This window comes from Streptomyces canus 299MFChir4.1, from assembly GCF_000383615.1.
Classification (GTDB): domain Bacteria; phylum Actinomycetota; class Actinomycetes; order Streptomycetales; family Streptomycetaceae; genus Streptomyces; species Streptomyces canus_C.
The window spans coordinates 180596-200725 of sequence record NZ_KB911585.1; the positions used below are offsets into that span (position 1 = coordinate 180596).

17 protein-coding genes and 3 pseudogenes are annotated in these 20130 nt (G+C 72.5%); 10 read left to right on the top strand and 10 right to left on the bottom strand.

Translation table 11 applies throughout. The annotated features are described in order from the left end of the window. Positions 1–14: 14 nt before the first annotated feature. The 5 genes from H293_RS0111735 to H293_RS0111755 form a co-directional block, all read right to left on the bottom strand. On the bottom strand, positions 15–1586 hold the full coding sequence (locus H293_RS0111735) for a phytoene desaturase family protein (protein WP_020118072.1): 1572 nt from the start codon (positions 1584–1586) through the stop codon (positions 15–17). 73 nt (positions 1587–1659) lie between these two features. After that, the gene (locus H293_RS0111740; protein WP_020118073.1) at positions 1660–3909 is read right to left on the bottom strand and encodes a serine/threonine-protein kinase; all 2250 of its coding nucleotides are present in this window, start codon (positions 3907–3909) and stop codon (positions 1660–1662) included. A 61-nt stretch (positions 3910–3970) separates the two neighbouring features. Continuing rightward, positions 3971–4816, bottom strand: a complete 846-nt coding sequence (locus H293_RS0111745) for an oxygenase MpaB family protein (RefSeq protein WP_106968301.1) — start codon at positions 4814–4816, stop codon at positions 3971–3973. Positions 4817–4825: 9 nt separating this feature from the next. Continuing rightward, a complete protein-coding gene (locus H293_RS0111750) occupies positions 4826–6004 on the bottom strand; it encodes an acyl-CoA dehydrogenase family protein (protein WP_020118075.1) in 1179 nt (392 codons plus the stop codon). A gap of 165 nt (positions 6005–6169) precedes the next feature. Next, complete coding sequence (locus tag H293_RS0111755; protein ID WP_028807761.1) at positions 6170–6544, bottom strand: four-helix bundle copper-binding protein; 375 nt, start codon at positions 6542–6544, stop codon at positions 6170–6172. A gap of 147 nt (positions 6545–6691) precedes the next feature. Between H293_RS0111755 and H293_RS0111760 the strand changes: the two genes are divergently transcribed. Continuing rightward, positions 6692–7042, top strand: a complete 351-nt coding sequence (locus H293_RS0111760) for a DUF6479 family protein (protein ID WP_220450791.1) — start codon at positions 6692–6694, stop codon at positions 7040–7042. 91 nt (positions 7043–7133) lie between these two features. Here the strand turns inward: H293_RS0111760 and H293_RS52625 are convergent. Together H293_RS52625 and H293_RS0111770 are read right to left on the bottom strand one after the other, a co-directional pair. Then, positions 7134–8868 (bottom strand): annotated as a pseudogene (locus tag H293_RS52625) (glycoside hydrolase family 15 protein). A 99-nt stretch (positions 8869–8967) separates the two neighbouring features. After that, a complete protein-coding gene (locus H293_RS0111770; RefSeq protein ID WP_020118076.1) occupies positions 8968–10602 on the bottom strand; it encodes an MFS transporter in 1635 nt (544 codons plus the stop codon). 160 nt (positions 10603–10762) lie between these two features. Here H293_RS0111770 and H293_RS0111775 point away from each other — a divergent pair, with 160 nt between their 5' ends. From H293_RS0111775 to H293_RS57200, 3 genes and pseudogenes are all read left to right on the top strand, one after another. Continuing rightward, complete coding sequence (locus H293_RS0111775; RefSeq protein WP_020118077.1) at positions 10763–11758, top strand: Lrp/AsnC family transcriptional regulator; 996 nt, start codon at positions 10763–10765, stop codon at positions 11756–11758. A 220-nt stretch (positions 11759–11978) separates the two neighbouring features. Continuing rightward, positions 11979–13370: a hypothetical protein gene (locus H293_RS0111780; protein WP_020118078.1), complete on the top strand. Its 1392-nt coding sequence runs from the start codon at positions 11979–11981 to the stop codon at positions 13368–13370. A gap of 130 nt (positions 13371–13500) precedes the next feature. Continuing rightward, a pseudogene (locus H293_RS57200) lies at positions 13501–13620 on the top strand (deferrochelatase/peroxidase EfeB); the annotation flags it as partial. 53 nt (positions 13621–13673) lie between these two features. Here the strand turns inward: H293_RS57200 and H293_RS54690 are convergent. Then, positions 13674–13823: pseudogene (locus H293_RS54690) on the bottom strand (GPR1/FUN34/YaaH family transporter); the annotation flags it as partial. Positions 13824–14101: 278 nt separating this feature from the next. Here H293_RS54690 and H293_RS0111790 point away from each other — a divergent pair. The 4 genes from H293_RS0111790 (at position 14102) to H293_RS0111805 (ending at position 16687) form a co-directional block, all read left to right on the top strand. Continuing rightward, positions 14102–14452 (top strand): VOC family protein, encoded by a 351-nt coding sequence (locus H293_RS0111790; RefSeq protein ID WP_020118080.1) that lies wholly within the window; start codon positions 14102–14104, stop codon positions 14450–14452. Between the two features lie 202 nt (positions 14453–14654). After that, entirely contained in the window at positions 14655–15647 is a 993-nt protein-coding gene (dhaK, locus tag H293_RS0111795) for a dihydroxyacetone kinase subunit DhaK (protein ID WP_020118081.1), read from the top strand. 37 nt (positions 15648–15684) lie between these two features. Further along, entirely contained in the window at positions 15685–16284 is a 600-nt protein-coding gene (gene dhaL, locus H293_RS0111800; protein ID WP_020118082.1) for a dihydroxyacetone kinase subunit DhaL, read from the top strand. After that, positions 16277–16687 carry a PTS-dependent dihydroxyacetone kinase phosphotransferase subunit DhaM gene (locus tag H293_RS0111805; RefSeq protein ID WP_020118083.1) on the top strand — a complete coding sequence of 137 codons (411 nt, stop codon included), beginning with the start codon at positions 16277–16279 and terminating at the stop codon, positions 16685–16687. The genes dhaL and H293_RS0111805 overlap by 8 nt, the downstream gene beginning before the upstream one ends. A gap of 103 nt (positions 16688–16790) precedes the next feature. Here H293_RS0111805 and H293_RS0111810 read toward each other — a convergent pair whose 3' ends face one another. Then, entirely contained in the window at positions 16791–17489 is a 699-nt protein-coding gene (locus tag H293_RS0111810; RefSeq protein ID WP_020118084.1) for a glycoside hydrolase family 75 protein, read from the bottom strand. A gap of 345 nt (positions 17490–17834) precedes the next feature. Between H293_RS0111810 and H293_RS0111820 the strand changes: the two genes are divergently transcribed. Next, positions 17835–18815, top strand: coding sequence for a fibronectin type III domain-containing protein (locus tag H293_RS0111820; protein WP_020118086.1), 981 nt, complete (start codon positions 17835–17837; stop codon positions 18813–18815). 166 nt (positions 18816–18981) lie between these two features. After that, positions 18982–19533 (top strand): hypothetical protein, encoded by a 552-nt coding sequence (locus H293_RS0111825; protein ID WP_020118087.1) that lies wholly within the window; start codon positions 18982–18984, stop codon positions 19531–19533. A gap of 43 nt (positions 19534–19576) precedes the next feature. Here H293_RS0111825 and H293_RS0111830 read toward each other — a convergent pair whose 3' ends face one another. Beyond that, positions 19577–20119, bottom strand: coding sequence for a PadR family transcriptional regulator (locus H293_RS0111830; protein WP_020118088.1), 543 nt, complete (start codon positions 20117–20119; stop codon positions 19577–19579). Between the last annotated feature and the right edge of the window lie 11 nt (positions 20120–20130).

Sequence of the window (20130 nt, forward strand, 5' to 3'; positions counted from 1 at the left end):
GGTGGGCGGGGGCTTCAACCGCCGAGCTCCTCCAGCACGGCCATCGCCGCGTTGTGCCCCGGCACGCCGCTCACCCCGCCGCCGCGCACCGCGCCCGCCCCGCACAGCAGCACGTTCGCGTGCCGCGTCTCCACGCCCCACCGCCCGGTGCCCTCCTCGGCGTACGGCCAGGACAGATCGCGGTGGAAGATGTTGCCGCCGGGCAGCCGCAGGTCCCGCTCCAGGTCGAGCGGGGTCTTCGCCTCGATGCAGGGTTGGCCGTCCGCGTCCGTGGCCACGTAGTCGGTCAGCGGCTCGGCGAGGTGGGCGTCGAGCTGGGCGAGGGTGGACTTGAGGAGTTCCTCCCGTACGGCGTCGTTGTCCCGGTCGAAGAGCCGGGCCGGGGTGTGCAGGCCGAACAGGGTGAGGGTCTGGTAGCCCTGCTCGACGAGGTCCGGGCCGAGGATCGTCGGGTCGGTGAGGGAGTGGCAGTAGATCTCGGAGGGCGGGGCGGTGGGGAGCCGGCCGGCGGCGGCCTCGGCGTGGGCGGTGGCCAGCTGCTGGTAGCCCTCGGCGATGTGGAAGGTGCCGGCGAACGCCTCGCGGGGATCGACCTCGCTGTCGCGCAGCCGCGGGAGGCGCTTGAGCAGGATGTTGACCTTGAGCTGGGCGCCCTCGGCGGGCGTGGGCGGCTGATCGCCGGTGAGCGCGGCGAGTTCCCGCGGGGAGGCGTTGACCAGGACGTGCCGGGCCGCGACGGTGCCCTCGCCCTCGGCGGTGCGGTACGTGATCTCGGCCGAGCCGCCGTCCGCGGAGATCCCGACGACCTCGTGGCCGGTCGCGAGAACCGCGCCGGCCTGCCGGGCCGCGCCGGCCAGGGCGTCGGTGAGGGCGCCCATGCCGCCGACGGGTACGTCCCAGGCGCCGGTCCCGCCGCCGATCACGTGGTAGAGGAAGCAGCGGTTCTGCTTGAGGGAGGGGTCGTGGGCGTCGGCGAAGGTGCCGATGAGCGCGTCGGTCAGGACCACGCCCCGGACCAGGTCGTCGGCGAAACGGTCCTCCACCGCCACACCGATCGGCTCCTCGAACAGGACCCGCCAGGCCTCCTCGTCGTCCACCCGAAGACGCAGTTCGTCCCGGCTGGGCAACGGCTCGGTGAGCGTGGGGAACACCCGCTTGGCCACCCGGCCCGTCATGTCGTAGAACCGCTGCCAGGCCCGGTACTCCTGTTCGCCGCCGGTGAGCCGGGCGAAGGCCTCCCTGGTGCGGCGCTCGCCGCCACCGACGAGCAGTCCGGTCGGCCTGCCGTCGCGTTCGACAGGGGTGTACGACGAGACATTGCGGGTGCGGACGCGGAAGTCCAGGCCGAGATCGCGGACGATCTTCTTGGGCAGCAGGCTGACCAGGTACGAGTACCGCGACAGCCGGGCGTCCACCCCGGCGAACGGCCGCGTGGACACCGCGGCTCCACCGGTGTTCCCGAGCCGCTCAAGGACGAGTACGGACCGTCCGGCCCGGGCCAGGTAGGCGGCGGCGACCAGTCCGTTGTGGCCTCCGCCGACGATGACGGCGTCGTAGCGGCGGTGGAGTCCCTCGAGTGCAGGCATGGTTCTTCGTAACACGTGGTGATCTAGGTCGGCCAGAGGTGGAGCGCACCCGGCTCACGCCGGTGGGCCCCGGTCACAGCGCACCCGACGCGCGCTGCTGCCGCAGCACCGCCACTCTGCGGTACAGCTCGACCGCCTCCGCGCCCCGGCCGAGCTGTTCCAGGCAGTGGGCCTCGTCGTTGCGGCTGGCGAGGGTGTCGGGGTGGTCGGCGCCGAGGACGCGCTCGCGGGCGCCTGCCACGGTGCGGTACTCGGTGAGGGCGTCCGTCCAGCGGCCGAGCCAGCCGAGACCGACGGCGACCTCGCGGCGGCTGACCAGGGTGTCCGGATGGTCGGGGCCGAGGACGCGCTCGCGGATCGCGCACACGTCCCGGGACTCGGCAAGGGCCTCCTCCCAGCGGCCGAGGCGGCCGAGGTTGACGCCGAGGCCGTGGCGGGCGCGCAGGGTCTCGGGGTGGGCGGGGCCGTGGATGCGGGTGCGGTCCTCGATCAGGTCGCGGTAGAGCCGGAGCGCGTCCGCGCTGCGGCCGAGGCGGCCGAGGCTGATGCCGACCTCGTAGCGGGCGGCGAGGGTGTCGGGGTGATCGGGGCCGAGGGCCCGGGCGCGGGCCTCGGCGACCTCGTGGTAGGTCTGCAGGGCTTCCGCCCAGTGACCCAACTGGCCCAGCGCATAGGCGACTTCGTAACGGGTGACGAGCGTGTCGGGGTGATGGGGGCCGAGCACCCGGGCGCGCGCGGCGGCCACCTCGCAGGCCATGCGGTAGGAGTCCTCCAGGCGGCCGAGCCTGCTGAGGTTGAAGGCGAGGTTGTGGCGACAGCGGAGGGTGTCGGGGTGGTCCGGGCCCATCCCGCGCTCGCGGGCGGCGAGCACCGAGTTGTAGACCTGGTGGGCGTCGAAGTGGCGGCCCAACTGGCCGAGCACGTAGGCCATCTCCTGGCGGGCGGCGAGGGTGTCGGGGTGGTCGGCGCCCAGGGTGCGGGTCCTGGTCGCGGCCACGTGCTTGTACGCGCGCAGGGCGTCCGCCGCGCGGCCGGTGCGGCTGAGGGTGAAGGCGACCTCGTAGTGGCTGGCGAGGGTGTCGGGGTGGTCGGGGCCGAGCAGGTGCTCGCGTTCGGCGGCGACCGCGCGGTGCACCTCGCCGGCCTCGTCCCAGCGGCCCAGGCGCCCGAGGCTGAGCCCCGCGTTGTGCCGGTCGGCGAGGGCCGTCAGAGTCTGCGCCGAGGGCACGGGCGGCTCGTCCGGCACGGGCTCTTCGACGCGGCCGGTGGCGGGGCGGGCGATCCACTCGCCGGTCAGACCGGCCCCGGGGTCCGGGGGCGTGGCGACGAGTCCGGCGCCGGTGGCCTTGTGGCCGGTGGTGATGCCCCGGGTCCAGGACGGCAGCCGGGTCTCGCGGGGGCGGGCGGGTTCGGGCGACACCGGCGGCCGGAAGTCGGGCCGCGGGTTCACCACGGTGGGCACGTACGCCGGTGTGGTGCGGCCCAGGGTGATCCGGCGGCCCAGCTCACGTGCGTCGTGCGGGCGTTGCTCGGGTCGTTTGGCCAGCAGGTCGAGGATGACCTTGTCGAGGTACTCGGGGAGTTCGGCGCGGTGGCTGCGCGGCGGCCGGGGCGGGGTGTCGCGGTGGCCGACGAGGATCGCCCACGCGTCCTCCAGGTCGAACGGCGGTGCCCCGGTGGCGATCTCGTACAGCACGCACCCCAGGGAGTACAGGTCGCTGCGCTGGTCGACCTCGGAACCCCCTATCTGCTCCGGCGACATGTAGTGCGGGGTGCCCATGGCGATGCCGGTCCCGGTCAGCCGGGAGGTGAAGTCGACGTCGTGGCCGAGACGGGCTATGCCGAAGTCGCAGATCTTCACGGTGCCGTCGGTCAGCCGGACGATGTTCGCGGGCTTCAGGTCCCGGTGCACGATGCCCTGCTGGTGGGTGTAGGCGAGGGCGGCGGCGACCTGGTCGGCGATCTCGACGACGTCGGAGACGGGCAGGGGGTGCTGTTTGTTGTCCTCCAGGAGCTGGCTGAGGTTGCGCCCCTCCAGGAGTTCCATCACCAGGTAGAGGACACCGTCGGACTCGCCGAAGTCGTGGACGACGGTGACTCCGCGATGGCTGAGCGCGGCGGCGACCCGGGCCTCCCTCCGGAACCGCTCCCGCAGGACCCGGGTGAAGGTCTGGTCGTGCTGCCCGCCCAGCGGCTTGAGGCACTTCACGGCGACCTGGCGGCCCAGCGACTCGTCGCGGGCCCGCCACACCTCGCCCATGCCGCCGCGCCCGATCAGATCGAGCAACCGGTACCGCCCCTGGATGAGCCTGCTGTCCCCCATCTCCTGCGACCGCCCCCGTAAAGTTCGCCCCGCCCTCCGATGGCTCGTCCAGTATGGCGACCTATCGTCCGAGTTTGTACGGGGCGGGACGGGAGCCGGGGCCGAGCCGTGCCATGGCGCGGAGGATGTGTTTGGGCGGGAGTTGCCAGCGCACACGTGCGGGAACGCAGCGCAGCAGGGTGCCGGTGGCGCGCAACTGTCGGGTGACGGTGGTGGGTTCGGGGGCTTTCCTGCCGTACAACTCGTGGGCGTACGGCGGCAGGGCGGCGTATGCCAGCTGCGCCACGCGCCGCCACAGCACCTCACGAGCCGGGACGAGAAGGGGGTGCGTCGGCGGGCGGAGCAGGAAGTCGTCCACCTCGCGGGCCTCGGGCGTAGCTGCCAGTTCGGGGCGGATTTTCTCGAAGTACGCGGCCATCTCCGCCTGGTTCGCCGGTACGGCGTCGGGGTCCAGACCCACCAGGCGGGCGCTGATCCGGTGTTCGGATATGTAGTGGTTCGCCTGCTCGTCGGTGAGGCGGAAGCCGGAGCGGCGGGCGACCTGGAGGTAGGAGTCGATCTCGGCGCAGTGCACCCACAGCAGGAGCTCGGGTTCGTCGACGCCGTAGCGTTCGCCGGTGGCGGGGTCGGTCGCCCCGAGCATGCTGTGGATCTTCCGGACCCGGGCGCCGGCCTTCTCCGCGGCCTCGGTGGTGCCGTAGGTGGTGGTGCCGACGAAGTTCGCGGTGCGCATCAGCCGGCCCCAGGCGTCGCGCCGGAAGTCGGAGTTCTGCATGACGCCGCGCACCGCCCGCGGGTGCAGGGCCTGGAGGTAGAGCGCGCGGATGCCGGCGACCCACATCATCGGGTCGCCGTGCAGCTGCCAGGTCACGGACCTCGGACCGAACAACCCCGGATCACCCGTCATGCCGGAAGGCTAACGCCGTACCCGCGGCATACCCAGACCGATCCACGAGATGATCTCCCGCTGGATCTCGTTGTTGCCGCCGCCGAAGGTGAAGATCACCGCCGAGCGGTAGCCGCGTTCCAGTTCGCCGTGGAGGACCTCGCCCGCCGAGCCCTCCTTGAGCGCGCCGGCCGCCGCGACGATCTCCATGAGCCACGCGTAGGCGTCCCGGCGGGCCTCGGAGCCGTAGACCTTGACCGCGGAGGCGTCCTGCGGGGTGAGGGTGCCGTCCTGGACGGCGTTCACCATCCGCCAGTTGAGGAGTTTGAGGGCGTCGAGCCGGGTGTGGGTCCGGGCGAGGAGGCGGCGCACCCACGGCAGGTCGATCACGCGGCGGCCGTCGGCGAGCTTGGTCTCCATGGCCCAGCGCTGGACGTCGTGCAGGGCCCGGATCGCCATGGTGCCGTGGGCGGCGAGGGTGACGCGCTCGTGGTTGAGCTGGTTGGTGATCAGCCGCCAGCCCTGGTTCTCCTCGCCGACCCGGTGCGAGACGGGGACGCGGACGTTCTCGTAGTAGCTGGCCGTCGTGTCGTGCGAGGCGAGGGTGTTGATGACGGTGCACGAGTAGCCGGGGTCGGTGGTCGGCATCAGGAGCATGGTGATGCCCTTGTGGGGCGGGGCGTCGGGGTCGGTGCGCACGGCGAGCCAGACCCAGTCGGCGGTGTCGCCGTTGGTGGTCCAGATCTTGTGGCCGTTGACGACGTACTCGTCGCCGTCCCGTACGGCGCGGGTCTTCAGGGAGGCCAGGTCGGTGCCCGCGCCGGGCTCGCTGTAGCCGATCGCGAAGTCGATCTCACCGGAGAGGATGCGCGGCAGGAACCAGGACTTCTGCTCCTCGGTGCCGTACCGCATGATCGTCGGACCGACGGTGTTGAGGGCCATCAGCGGGAGCGGTACGCCGGCCTGGGCGGCCTCGTCGAAGAAGATGAACTGTTCCATCGCGGTCAGACCGCGGCCGCCGTACTCCTCGGGCCAGCCGACGCCGAGCCAGCCGTCCGCGCCCAGGCGCCGGATGGTGTCGCGGTAGAAGCGTTTCTGGGCGTCCCGGTCGGTGAAGCGGGCGTGCGCGTTGTCCGGGACCAGCTCGGCGAAGTAGGTGCGCAGTTCGGTGCGCAGCCGCTGCTGCTCGGGTGTGTGGTCGAGATGCACGGCGCCTCCAGGCTCCCCGGGACCGGTCCTGACGGCGCACACGGTAGAACGTGTTGCAGAAATTGGGAACGGCCGGGAGAGGGTCCGTGAGGCGGGGCTGCGAGGCAGGTCCGTGGAGCGGGTGGGTGGAGCGGGTGGGTGGAGCGTCCGCCGGGCGCGGCGGTCTCAGCGAAGGGTCTCCATGAAGTCCGTGCACGCCTGCGCGCACTCGCGGCACGCCTTGGCGGCGTCCTCTGCGCCGGGGTGCCGGTCGAGGACCTGCGCGCACTCCAGGCAGACCGACCTGCACCATTCCAGCTGGACCCGGATGCCGGCCTCGTCGAGATGGCTCTCCTCGGACAGCACCCGACAGGTCGCGTCGCACACCTCGGCGCACATGATGCCCTTGCGCCGCAGCAGTTCCTGTTCCTCGGTTCCGTCCGGATCGACCAGGCTCGCACGCAGCGCACAGGCCCGTGCGCACTCGGTGCACGCCTGGGCACACGCGAAGCGGTCCTCCAGGAACTGGAAGAGCTCCTGCTGAGAAGTCGAAGTCGTCACAGGGTGCGGGTAGCCGGGGTCCGGGCCGCCAAACCCGGAGTTCCCGGAGGTTTGCGGCACTCCGGGGCGGGGCGCCGGGGCGGGTCGGTTCACGCGGGGGTCGCGGGGTACTCGCGTGGCATGAACCAAGCCCTGAACAGCGAATGGATGGACCTGGCCGCGGGCCGGGGCGGCCTCGCGGCCGGAGTGATCGCGGCGGGTGTGGTGGTCGTGGCGGTGCTGATCGGCGCCTTCTTCCTGGGCTCCCGCATCAGGCGCCGCGAGTCGCCCCCACCCACTCCCGAGGAACAGCCGAGGCTGCCCGAGGGCGGGCCGGTCCGTGAGGTCAGGGAGCACCGGGAGCCCGACGAGGTGCCCAGGAGCGACACCCGACTGACCCCGCACGATCTGCCCAACCACGGCAACAGTCCGACCCGGACGGGTCCGGCGACCGAACGGCCCCGCTGGGACGAGGGCAGCAGCGGCTCGTTCGGCAGCGGCGGCCCGGGAGGCGGCTGACGTCCACGGCCATGTCGCGGACGCTGTCGCGCGGCAGGCCTTGCGGTAACCGTCCGGAACAGCTCTGGGACTGCTGGAGGCGGGCGCCCGGTCACTCACCGAGCCGGGCGGCCGCCTCCAGCAGCAGTGCGTGGACCAACGCCTGCGGGAGGTTGCCGCGCAGCTGACGCTGGGCGATGTCGAACTCCTCGGCGTACAGCCCCAAGGCCCGCAGGCGCCGCGGTTGCGCTCGAACCAGCGGTACGCCTCGACGGTCCGGCCCTGCTGGTGCTCGGCGAGCGCCATGACGAACCCGCACAGCAGGAAGGCGCCCTCGGCCTCCTCCAGGGGGCGGCCGTCGTGGCGGAAGCGATAGAGGTAGTGGTCGTCGGCCAGCTCACGACGGCACGCGGCGAGGGTGGCCCGGGTGCGCGGGTCGGCGGCGGGCAGGGCACCGCGTACGCCGGGCAGCAGCAGGGCGGCGTCCACGGCCGGGTCGTCGGGGGTGCGCTGCCAGTGGCCGTCGGGGTGGAGGCAGGTCCGTTCGGCGGCGTCGAGGAGGGTGTCGGCCAGGGCGGTGCAGGTGTCGGCGAGCGGATGGCGGGGGGCGACCGCGGCCACTGCCCGCAGCCCGGCGACGCAGCTGGGCCTGCTGTGGGTCCACATCCGGTCGCCCAGCTCCCAGATCCCCGCGTCGGGTTCCCGCCACCGGTCGGAGATGGCCCGCACGGCGATCTCCACGGCCTTCCAGTGACCCTCGTCCAGGCGCCCGTGGCGTTCGGCGGCCGCGAGGAGCAGGAGAGCCTCGCCGAAGCAGTCGAGCTGGAACTGCTCACCGACCTGGTTCCCCACGCGGTCGAAGCCGCCGGGGTAGCCCGGCAGATCGAGTTCGCGCTGGCCGGGCACGGGGTCGCCGTGCACGGTGTAGGCCGGTACCAGACGGGGCCCGTCCGCGTGCAGGCGCGCGGTGACGAAGCCGACGGCGGCGTCGAGGAGGTCATGGGCGCCGACGGCGGCAGCGGCCTGTCCGGCGTAGCTCTGGTCGCGGATCCACACGTACCGGTAGTCGTGGTTCCGGCCCTCCTCGGCGCGCTCGGGAAGGCTGGTCGTGGCCGCCGCGACCATGCCCCCGCCCTGTGCGGTGAGACTTCGCAGTACGGCGTACGCCCGGCGCGCGTCACGGGGGCGACGGTGTTGTCGAGCGCGGGGACCGTCTTGTGCCAGGCGGCTTCGGTGGCGGCCCAGGTCGGTGCCGGCTCGGGCGGATCGGCCGGCAGGGGGACACGGCGCACTCCAGGACCAGTTCGTGGCGCTCACCGGGCTTCAGCTCGATGTCCGCGGTCAGACCCCGCTCCCCCGGGACGGCCTGCGGGGCTCCCTGCCAGCGCAGCCGGTGCCGGCCGGTGCGCAGCTCCCACACCCCGCCGTCGCTACGGCGGACCGAGCCCGGGTCGACCGGTGTCGCGCCGTACCCGCCGCGCGGGTCGAGGACGACGGAGACGCGGGCCGGCCCGTCCACCGCCCGCAGCTGCCGCAGCAGGACGAGCCGGTCCGGGGCGCCGGGGAAGGCCAGCGCCTCGCGGCACTCCACGATCCCGTCGTCGGTGACCCAGCGGCTGCGCCAGATGAGCGTGCCCTCTTCGTAGTAGCCGCCGAAGACGTACCGCCCGGCGGGAGTGACGGCGTACGCGCCCCGCCCGCCGACCAGTGAGGCGAAGACCGCCTCGTCGTGCCACGTGGGCGCACACAGCCACCCGATGGCCGTCGGGCCCGATGAGCGCCCCGCGCTCACCGTCGGCGAGCAGCGCGTAGTCGTGCAGAGCATGGGGCGGGCAGGGGGTGCTCATGGCGTACGGGTACCCAGGGGGCGGGATGGTCAACGAACAGGCGTTTCCGGCGGCTGACCTGCTCGAACACATCCGACTCCAGCTCTTCCCCCTGCCTCGTCACACCTCTCCGCGCCCCTCACTCCCGCGGGTCCCCGACACCGCCGCAGCCACCTCGCCGGGTGCCGTGCCCCTCGTCCGACCCGACCCGGCAACCTGCGTGTGACCCGATCCCATGCCACGGGGACGGCGCAGCAGGACAAAGGCAACCACCGCCGCCAGCAGCGTGAGCGACCCCGAGACCGTCAGGCAGAGCCGCAGCCCGTCCAGGAAGGCCTCCCCCACGGCGCCCATGGCCCGGCCCGTGTCCGCTCCGAGGCCGAGCCCGGCGACCGCGCCCAGTCCTCCGTGATCCGCCGCCGTGACGATCCGCTCCTGCGCCGCCCCGGTCAGCCCGGCGTCGGCCAGGTGACCGGGGAAGCTGTCCAGCGCCCGGGTGGTCAGCAACGCGCCCAGGACGGCCGGGCCGAGTGCCCCGCCGAGTTGACGGAACGCGTTGTTGCCCGCCGCGGCCATGCCGGCCAGGTGGTGCGGCACGGAGGCCACGGCCGTCGCGGTCATCGGGGTCATGACGGCCCCCAGTCCCAGCCCCAGCGGCGCCAGCCGCCAGGCCAGGCCGACGAAGGAGGTGTGTGCGTCGACACCGACCAGCGAGAACAGGGAGGCGGAGACGACCAGCAGACCGCCCGTGATCAGCACGCGGGCGGAGACCCGGTGCATGAGGCGTCCGACGGGCCCGCCGACCAGGATGGCGCAGGCGGTCACCACCAGCGTCCGCCAGGCCGCCTGCAGGGTGTCGAGCTGCTGCACCAGCCCGAAGTAGAGGCTGAGCAGGAAGAAGAAGCCGATCAGCCCGAGGAAGGTGATCATCGCGACCAGCGTGGTGGCGGTGAAGGCCGGGCTGCGGAACAGCGCGAGGTCGAGCATCGGACAGTCGCTGCGCCGCTCGGCGAGCACGAAGGCCACCCCGCTGACGACGGCCACCGCGAGGGCCGCGAGCACCTTCGGCGCGGTGAAGGAGTCCGCTCCGCCCTCGATGACGCCGTAGACCAGGGCGGTGACCGCCGACGTGGCGCTGATCTGGCCGGGCCAGTCCAGCCGCCGTTCGTGGGGCGCCCGCGAGTCGGTCAGCAGCCGCGCCGCGAAGACGGTCGCGAGCAGTGAGACGGGGATTGCCAGGAGGTAGATCCAGCGCCAGGCGAAGTGGTCGAGGACCACTCCGGCGACGATCGGACCGACGGCCAGCGCCGCCATGAGCGAGGTGGCCCACAGGCCGATGTACTTGCCGCGCTCCCGGTGGTCGGGTACCGCGTGGCTGATCAGCGCCAGTGTGGTCGGCAGCAGCGTGGCCGCGCCGAGTCCGGCGAGGGCCTGTCCGACCCACAGCACCTGCACCGACTGCGCGGCGAGCGCGACGGCGGCACCGGCCGCGGAGAACAGCAGCCCGGCCTGGAACACCTTCTTGCGCCCGTGGACGTCGCCGACGACACCGGCGGTCAGGATGAACGCGGCCATGGGCAGAACGAACGCGTCCTGGACCCAGGACAGTTGGGCGGTCGTCGCGCCCAGCGCCGACTGGACGGCGGGCAGACTCACGGCGACCGTGGTGACCGGCAGATAGGCGACGAAGACGCCGAGGCAGGCCATGACGAGCGTGGCCGCCCGCCGGTCCGCCGGCCCGCTCGCCGGGGTCATGACATTCACTGGGGACTCTCCTCTACGGCGACGCGCGCCGCGGTCGTTCATTGCTTCTCGGTCGCCCCAGCATCCGCGACCGCGAACCGGATCCCCAACGCCCCGACCAGAAGTGAGCACAAACATCCATGCAGAGGCGCCCGACCGTCATACTCCCCTCATGATTGACGAGGTCGATGGACAAATCCTCCGCTCCCTGTACCACCACCCCCGCGCCTCCTTCCGGCTCATCGGCGAGGTCGCCGGGGTGTCGGAGCAGACCGCGGCCCGCCGTTACCAGGCCCTGCGTCGCGAGGGCGTCATGCGCGTGGTGGGCCTGATCAACCCGGAGGTGCGCGGCCTGGCCCGCTGGATCACCCGCATCCGCTGCCGCCCCGACCGCGTGGCCCCGCTCGCGGACGCCCTCACCCGCCGACCCGACATCGCCTACGTCGGTCTCGCCTCCGGCGGCTCGGAGATCATCTGCGTGATCAACTCACCGGTCGACGCCCCCCACGACGACGTCCTGCTCCGGCAGCTGCCCAAGGCGGCCTCCGTGCTGGACGTCAGCATCGACCTGCTGATCCACCCCTTCGGCACGGTCGGCCTCTCCGAATGGTCCGGATACGGCAGCCGGCTCACCCCCGACCAGGTGGCCCGGCTCACCGCGGACCGTCCGCCCGCCGCCACCGGCCCCCTCCAGCCGCCCACCGTCGAGGACACCCCGCTGCTCGACGCCCTCGCCGAGGACGGCCGTACAACCCACACCCGGCTGGCCGAACTCACCGGCTGGTCCAAGGCGCGTGTCGCCCGGCGGCTCGCCGCTCTGGAGTCCTCGGGTTCCCTCTCCTACGACGTCGACCTGCTCCCCGAGCGGCTGGGCCACCACCTCAACGCCGCCCTGTGGTTGCGGGTGGCCCCCGCCCATCTCCAACGGGTCGGCGAGGAGTTGGCCGACCACGACGAGGTGGCATTCGCGGGCGCCATGAGCGGCGACCACAACATCATGGTCGTCGTCTACTGCCGTGACGCGGAGGACTTCTACCGCTACCTCACGACCCGTGTGGCGGCCGTCCCCGGCGTCGACGCCTACAGCGTCAGCATCCACGTCCGCCGCCTCAAACAGGCCGCGTCCCTCATCGCCCACGGCCGGCTGCTCCCTCCGGGCCCGGCGTGAAGGCGGCCCCGGGGGGTCAGCGTCCGCCGTCGGCGCCGACTGCTGATCGATTCTCTTGATCACCCCGATGATCACCCCACCGTCATCGACCGCCTCACCGTGAGGAACTCAACCGCTCTTCGCCGCACAGACGTTGACCGTCCTCCGGTGCGACAGCAGAATGATCCCGCCCTTTGAGAGCGCTCTCAGACACCGGGCCCCGCACCTCCCGAGGAGACCCATGACCGGCAGTCCCCGCCCGCCCCTCAGCCGCCGCACGCTCATCGGGACCGGCCTCGGAGCCGCGGCCCTCGCCGCGACCGGCACCGGCACCGCCCAGGCGGCTCAGTCGTCTCGGGCGGCTCAGGGCCCGTCCGCGGCCTCCGCACCCCGCCGCGCGCAGGCCTTCCTGGCCGCCGCCATGGACGCCTACCCGGACCACGGCGCGATCCGGCTCACCCAGAGCTACACGGACCAGGCGGGACTGTTCAGCACGGCGTTCACCTACGACAACGCCCTCGCGATCCTGGCCCATCTCACGTACCCCGCGGGCGAGTCGCGGGCCGTGGCCCTCGGTGACGCGCTGCTGTACGCCCAGACCCACGACCCGGTGCACGACGACGGCCGACTGCGGCAGGCGTACAACGTCGGGCCGTACACCTTCTACGACGGCTCCCCGCAGCCGGAGGGGTTCGTCAAGGCGGACGGCACGGCCAACGTGGGCACGCAGTTCGGCTTCACCGGCACCGCCGTGGGCGACATGGCGTGGGCCGGTATCGCGCTCGCCGCGCTCGCCGGGCGCACCGGTGCGCGGCGCTTCCTCACCGGCGCGGCGCGGATCGGCGAGTGGATCGAGCGGGTGGGCCGGACCGACGAGCCGCTGGGCGGCTACAAGTTCGGCGTCGACGGGGCCGGCACGCGACTGCCGTTCACCTCGACCGAGCACAACACCGATCTGGTCGGTCTGTTCGGGCGGCTCGCCCGGCTGACCGGGGACAAGGTGTGGCGCGAGCGTCGCGAGCGTGCCAGGGCCTTCGTCGAGAAGATGTGGGAACCATCGGGAGGCTTCTTCTACACCGGCACCAACGACGGCGTGACGATCAACAAGTCGCCGGTCCCGGAGGACACCCAGACCTGGACCCACCTCGCCCTCGCCTCCAGGAGCCACTCCCGCTCCCTCGACTGGGCCGCGACCGAACTGGCCGTACGGGACACGGCCGACCGCCCCAACAGCACGGTTCCCTCCGGCCAGTCCTACGAGGGCGGCACCTTCAGCTCCGCGAGCCTGCTGGCGAACGAGTCCGCCCCCATCGCCGACGGCCAGCCCAGGCCCGACCGCAACGGCGTCTGGTTCGAGGGCACCGCCCACCTCGCGCTCGCGCTGCGCCACCGGGGACAGGCCGGCGACGAGAAGCACGCCCGCCGCCTGCTCGGCTCGATCGAGCGCGCGCAGGACCTCCTCGGCGATGCCCAGACCGTCGGCGGCAGGGCCCTCCCGACGCGCTCCGGGGTGGTCTCGGCGAGCAGCCCGCTCGACACCGGTTTCGGGTTCGGCTACTACCCCTACCGACACACCGGCGCCACGGCCTGGTACCTCCTGGCCACGGCCCGCGCCAATCCGCTGCGGGGCTGACTCCCGGTCAGCACACCGTCGGCGTCGACGTCGCACTCCATGGCGTTGAAGCCCTTGGGATCTTTGCTGCCTCATTACACGGAGATGACCGGACAACTGCTGATCCATGGCCGGATGGCTGCCTGCCTGCAAGATCAAATGGCGCGTCGACGGCTTCCAGAACGTCCCCCGCCCCAGCGGTGCCCAGCGCAACCTCCTTGGCTTCAAGGACGGCATCGCCAACCCGGAGGTGACGTCGGCCCGTGAGGTGTTGCCCTTGCGGAACTCCCACATGCCGGCCAGGAGTTGGGCGAGTTCGCCGTAGAGGAGAGCGAGCGGCAGGACGACGGCGACGAGGCTCTTGTCGGTGATCAGGTTGGCGTTGAAGGTGCTGAGAACGAAGGTCGTCGCGGCGAAGGCGGCGAGACCGAGCGGGCCGGGGTCCGCGATGCTTTCGGTGGTCGGGGTGCTCATGTGCGCCACCTCCCATGATCCAGGTCACAGGACTTTCAGATCCATTGCAGGCACCCCCTACGGACAGGCGCCGTGTCGACGGCCGGCGTCGGAAACGGTGTCCGACTGGGCTGCGGGACGGTCGCGGCTCCCCGGGGACGGCAGCAAGATGGTGGTATGCGACGCCCTGCGCAGGGCGCGAGACACGACATGACGTGGCAGATCAAGAGCTCATCCTGGGGCACTCGCTGCGAGACCCTGCATCCACTCGGTCAGTACGTCGACGGCAGGAGCCAGCCATGATCAGCGGTGCACATGTCATCCTCTACAGCCAGGACGCCGAGGCGGACCGTGCCTTCCTCCGTGACGTCCTCGGGTTTCCCGGCGTCGACGCGGGCGGCGGCTGGCTCCTCTTCAAGCTGCCCCCGGCCGAGGTCGCCGTGCACCCGACCGACGGTCCGCCGCAGCACGAGTTCTACCTGATGTGCGACGACCTCGATTCCCAGCTCGGCGAGTTCCGCGCCAAGGGCGTCGAGATCACCCGCCCGGTCAGCGAACAGCGCTGGGGCAGACTGACCGCGATCCGTCTCCCCAGCGGCGCCGAGCTCCCCCTGTACGAACCGCTTCACCCCCTCGCCCACGGCCTGTGACGTCGATCGCCGTGCGGCAGTCACCGGCCCCGGGCCCCCGGGCACGCCCAGGAGCATCCGCCCACGTGACCTTCGCTGCCGCAAGGTCGATACTGCCGAGAGCAGGGTCAACGCTGTCCGCCGCCGACCACCGATGGAGATCTGACGAGCCGCCACGCACCGCCACGGACCGTCAAGATCCAATACCCACCAGGAGATACCCATGAGGATGCTGATCAACGTCCCGGAAACCGTGGTCGCGGACGCCCTGCGCGGCATGGCGGCCGCCCATCCGGAGCTGACCGTGGATGTCGAGAACCGGGTGATCGTACGGCGGGACGCCCCCGTGGCCGGGAAGGTCGCCCTGATCTCCGGCGGCGGCTCCGGGCACGAGCCGCTGCACGGCGGATTCGTCGGACCCGGCATGCTCTCCGCGGCCTGCCCGGGCGAGGTGTTCACGTCTCCGGTGCCCGACCAGATGGTGCGGGCGGCGGCCGCCGTGGACAGTGGGGCGGGTGTGCTGTTCATCGTGAAGAACTACACGGGCGACGTGCTCAACTTCGACATGGCTGCCGAACTCGCCGAGGACGAGGGCATCCAGGTCGCGAAGGTTCTGGTCAACGACGACGTGGCGGTGACCGACAGCCTCTACACGGCCGGCCGGCGCGGCACCGGCGCCACCCTGTTCGTGGAGAAGATCGCGGGCGCGGCGGCGGAGGAGGGACAGTCGCTGGAGCGGGTGGAGGCGATCGCCCGCCAGGTCAACGAGAACTCCCGGAGTTTCGGCGTCGCGCTGAGCGCGTGCACCACGCCCGCCAAGGGCAGCCCGACCTTCGACCTGCCGGCCGGCGAGCTGGAACTGGGGGTCGGCATCCACGGCGAGCCCGGCCGGGAGCGGCGCGCGATGATGACCTCCCGGGAGATCGCCGACTTCTCGGTGCACGCGATCCTGGACGACATGAGCCCGCGCAACCCCGTGCTCGTGCTGGTCAACGGCATGGGAGCCACCCCGCTCCTGGAGCTGTACGGCTTCAACGCCGAGGTGCAGCGGGTGCTCGCCGACCGCGGGGTCGCCGTCGCCCGCACCCTGGTCGGCAACTACGTCACCTCGCTCGACATGGCCGGCGCCTCGGTCACCCTGTGCCAGGTGGACGAGGAGCTGCTGCGCCTTTGGGACGCGCCGGTGCGGACGCCGGGGCTGCGCTGGGGAGTGTGAGCAAGCGATCAACGTAACGACCACGCAAGGAGATCCAGTGCTCGACGCCGACTTCTTCCGCCGTTGGATGGCGGCGACGGCCGCCTCCGTCGACCGTGAGGCGGAACGACTCACCGCCCTCGACTCCCCCATCGGGGACGCCGACCACGGCAGCAACCTTCAGCGCGGGTTCACGGAGGTGGCCACGACCCTGGAGAAGGAGGCCCCGGACACCCCGGGCGCGGTCCTCACCCTCGCCGGACGCCGGCTCATCTCCACGGTCGGCGGTGCCTCGGGGCCCCTGTACGGGACCCTGCTGCGGCGGACCGGCAAGGCGCTCGGGGACGCAGGTGAGGTCAGTGCCGAACAGCTCGCCGAGGCGCTGCGGGCGGGCGTGGAGGCGGTCATGACGCTGGGCGGGGCCGCCCCGGGCGACAAGACCATGATCGACACGCTGGTCCCGGCCGTCGACGCGCTAGGAACCGGCTTCGCGGCGGCCCGGACGGCCGCCGAGCAAGGGGCCCTGGCCACCACGCCGTTGCAGGCCCGCAAGGGCAGGGCGAGTTATCTCGGCGAACGCAGCATCGGGCACCAGGACCCGGGCGCGACCTCGGCCGCCCTGCTGATCGCCGCACTCGCGGAGGCCGCGGGTGAGTGACAAGAAGCTGGTCGGGATCGTGCTGGTGTCGCACAGCGCCGAGGTCGCCGCGTCCGTGGCGGAACTGGCGAAGGGGCTCGCGGGCGGTGGCACTCAGGTGCCCGTCGCCGCGGCCGGGGGCACCGAGGGCGGCGGATTCGGTACGAGTGCGGAGCTGATCGCGGGCGCGGCCGCCGCGGTGGATCAGGGCGCCGGGATCGCCGTCCTGACGGACCTCGGCAGTGCGGTGCTCACCGTCAAGGCGCTGCTGGCGGAGGGGGACGAGCTCCCCGAGGGCACACGGCTGGTGGACGCCCCGTTCGTCGAGGGAGCGGTCGCCGCGGTCGTCACGGCGGCGACCGGAGCTGACCTCGCGGCGGTGGAGGCGGCGGCCGCGGAGGCGTACGACTACCGGAAGGTGTGACGGCTACCGGCAGGTGTGACGGCTACCGGCAGGTGTGACGGCTATCGGCAGGTGTGGCGGCTTCCACGACGGTCGATAGGCGGTGCGGCGGATCCTGGCGGGATCACTTCTCCTGTACGAACAGTCCCGCCAGCCGCTCTCCCGTCGTGACGGCGGCGGCATGGTCCTCGATCGGCTTCACCTGAGTGTTCCGGAAGACGATGTAGGTGACACCTGAGGGCGTGCCGCCCCCGCGCGGATCGGGACGGATGCCGAGGGCCTTGGCGGTGGCGTAGGACGCCTCGCCGATGATGTGGCCCGGGCCCACGTCCCCGACCACGGCGTACTGCACCCGGTCCTGGTACACGACGGCCGCGACCGCGCCGCCGCGCACCCCGTCCCGGCGGTGGTCCCAGATCCGGCTCGGGGCCGGCACCACGATGTACGGCAGGCGTTCGGCGCTCAGGTAGCGGCCGTCGGACTGCTGGAAGGCGGTGGCGTCGGAGAACAGCGGGTCGGTGCGGCGGTTGCAGCGGGGGCCGGCCCGGCCGTCGCAATCGATGTCCATGTCGGCTTTCCAGAAGACCGCGTTCCGGGTGCCGCAGACGGGGACGTTCGCGGCCGTGCCGTCGTCACTGCGGTAGCGGCCGTGTGAGACGGGCTCGCACGTGCGCACCCTGGCCAGGAGGTCGGCGGCCGCGACCTTCCCCTCGCGCCGCACCACCGGCTCCGTCCGGGCGGTGGCGTGCTCCAGGGCGGGGGGCGTCGTCGGGGCGAGCAGAGCGGCACTTGCCGCGGCCAGCGTCAGCGACCGGACACGCACGATAAGGCTCCCTCTCCTCGGGGGCATTGACGGACACTCAGCCCAATCTGATGCTGCTTCAGCCGGGGGGCCACCGCAGAGGGGCCGGACGGGGCAGGGGCCGGGGGCCCGAGTTCTCGACGAACCGGGCCTCCCGGCCACCCGACGGCGCGGGGACAGCGACGACAGCGGTCCGCGCCACCGGCACGAACTCCGTTTCCCTCGTGGAGAGTTCGGCCGAGAAGGTCTTCAGCATACGTAACCCTCGCGAGCGCGACCCTCACGGTCCGCCCCCTTGCCGCGGGCATCCGACCGGCGCCATATTGGTCCGGACCATTGCCGTGGTGTTCTCCGGGAGGCAGAGACGTGCGAGGCGTTCCCGTCCCCCTGTGCCTGTGCGCCGCGCTCGTCCTCGTCGGCTCCTGCGGATGGGGCGGACCGGACGACGGCGAGAGCGGCCGACTGCCCGCCGCCCCCGTGGGCGTCACCGCCGCCGCGGGCAGCGCGACCAGTGTGCACGTGATGTGGAACGCCGTCGGCGCGGGAATCGAGCGCTACGAGGTATATCGCGGCACCACCAAGGTTGAGGATGTGCCGGGTTCACGGCACATGGTGGATGTCACCAGGCTCAAGCCCACCACCCCGTATGTCTTCACCGTGCGGGCCCGTGACACCGAGGGGCGCCTCGGGCCGCCCAGCCGGGAGGTGCGGGCGACGACTCCGGCGGCCGCGGCGGCGGACCGTTCGGCCCCGACCCGTCCCGGTGAGCTGCGGGGCCGGACGGCGGGCAGCCGGGCCGTCCAGCTGAGCTGGGCCGCCTCGGCGGACGACCGGGACGTGGTGTCGTACGACATCTATCAGGGCGGCACGAAGATTCACAGTGTGGGTGGGGACCAGACGGCGGCCGTGGTCACCGGGCTGCGTCCGGGCACCCACTACTCCTTCACCGTCCGGGCCCGGGACGCCGCCGACAACCTCTCGCCGGCCGGACGCGCCGTCCGCCTCACCACTCCGGGCGGCGACGACGGCCGGGACACGGCACCGACGGACTTCCGTGCGAGCACCCGGCGGGCGGCCGACGGCGCGTACTACCTCGACCTGTCCTGGATGCCACCCCGGACGGACGGTGTCGTCACGGAGTACCAGGTCCACCTCGACGGCAGGGCGGCCACCTCGCTGGTGTTCGGCGGGGCGCCTCCGCGCGGGAGGGCGACGTACAGCTTCTATCTGGGACGGGAGGCCGGGGAGAGGCACCGGGTGCGGATCCGGCCGCGGCTGCCCGACGGCACCTGGGGCGGGCTGTCTGCGGAGCGGTCGGTGACGACGGGCGTGCCCGCTGCCCCCTGACGGCCACTCACGGCTGCGCCGGACGGAGCAGCCCGTCACCTGTCCGGCGGCGCTCCGGCTGCGGGACGGGCCCCGGACCCGTTGGCTGTCCCCGAGGCAGCACGGGCTTCCCCCACCTCGGCGGCGCCACGGATGTACCGCCAACCGTGCCGCCGGAGGGCAGTCCATGCGCACTGAACAGCTACTTCTCCGCTCCGGCCTGACCGTCGCGGCCGTCGCCGCGCTGCCGCTCGCTCTGACCGCCGGGCCGGCCGCCGCGGCATCGAGCATCTCCGTGAGCACCTCCGGATCGACGGTCTCCGTCACGACGACGGCCTGCTCCCGTACCGCGCCGACCGGCGGCTGGGGCACCGCCTCGCTCCTGACCAGCAGCCAGGCCAACTTCAGCCAGGGCCGCCAGGTGGCCCTGTCCGGGACCACCTCGCTGCAGTCCGCGGCCTGGTCGAGCGTGAGCCCCGGGACGTACACCGTCATCGTGAAGTGCGCCTTCGACAACAGCACGGCGGGCACCCAGTCGATCATCGTCTCGGGGTCCGCCACGCCCACGATCTCGGCGACGGCCTCGGCCTCCCCGTCCCGCGGTGTCATGGGCGGTCTCGGCGGCGCCACCAAGGACTACGGCACCCTGACGCTGGCGGTCGGCGGCGGCCTGGTGGCGGTCGGCGCGGTGGCCGCGGGATGGTTCCTGCGCCGCCGCTCGCGGCCGTACCGCCTCTGAAGCCCTCGCCCACCAGTGGCGGCCACAGGTCCGTGAAAAGCCTTCAGCTGTCCGGGAGTTCGGCGAGCTCCCGCAGTGCCTCGGTGAGCCACTGCGTCCAGAAGGTCTCCAGCTCGATGCCCGCGCGCAGGACCAGGTGCTGAAGCCTGGCCTGCGCGCTGTCGTCGTCGGGTGGGAAGTCGCGCTTCTCGATCTCCTCGTACTCGGCCAACTGCCGCCGGTGCAGGTCGAGATGGCGGCGCAGGTCGGCTTCGAGGCCCGCCGTGCCGACGACGGCCGCCGCGCGCAGCCGCAGCAGCAGGGTGTCCCGGTGCGGCTTGGGGTCCTGCGCCGCGGCCGTCCAGCGTTCGAGTTCGGCGCGGCCCGCGGGCAGGACCTCATAGCTCTTCTTCTGCCCGCGGCTCGGCCGGTCCTCCGCAAGGGCGCGGATGTGGCCCTCGGCCTCCAGTTTTCCCAGCTCGCGATAGATCTGCTGGTGCGAGGCCGACCAGAAGTAGCCGATCGACCTGTCGAACCGGCGGGTCAGGTCCAGCCCCGCCGACGGCCTTTCGAGCAGTGCGGTGAGGATCGCGTGCGGGAGTGACATGGGCTCATCCT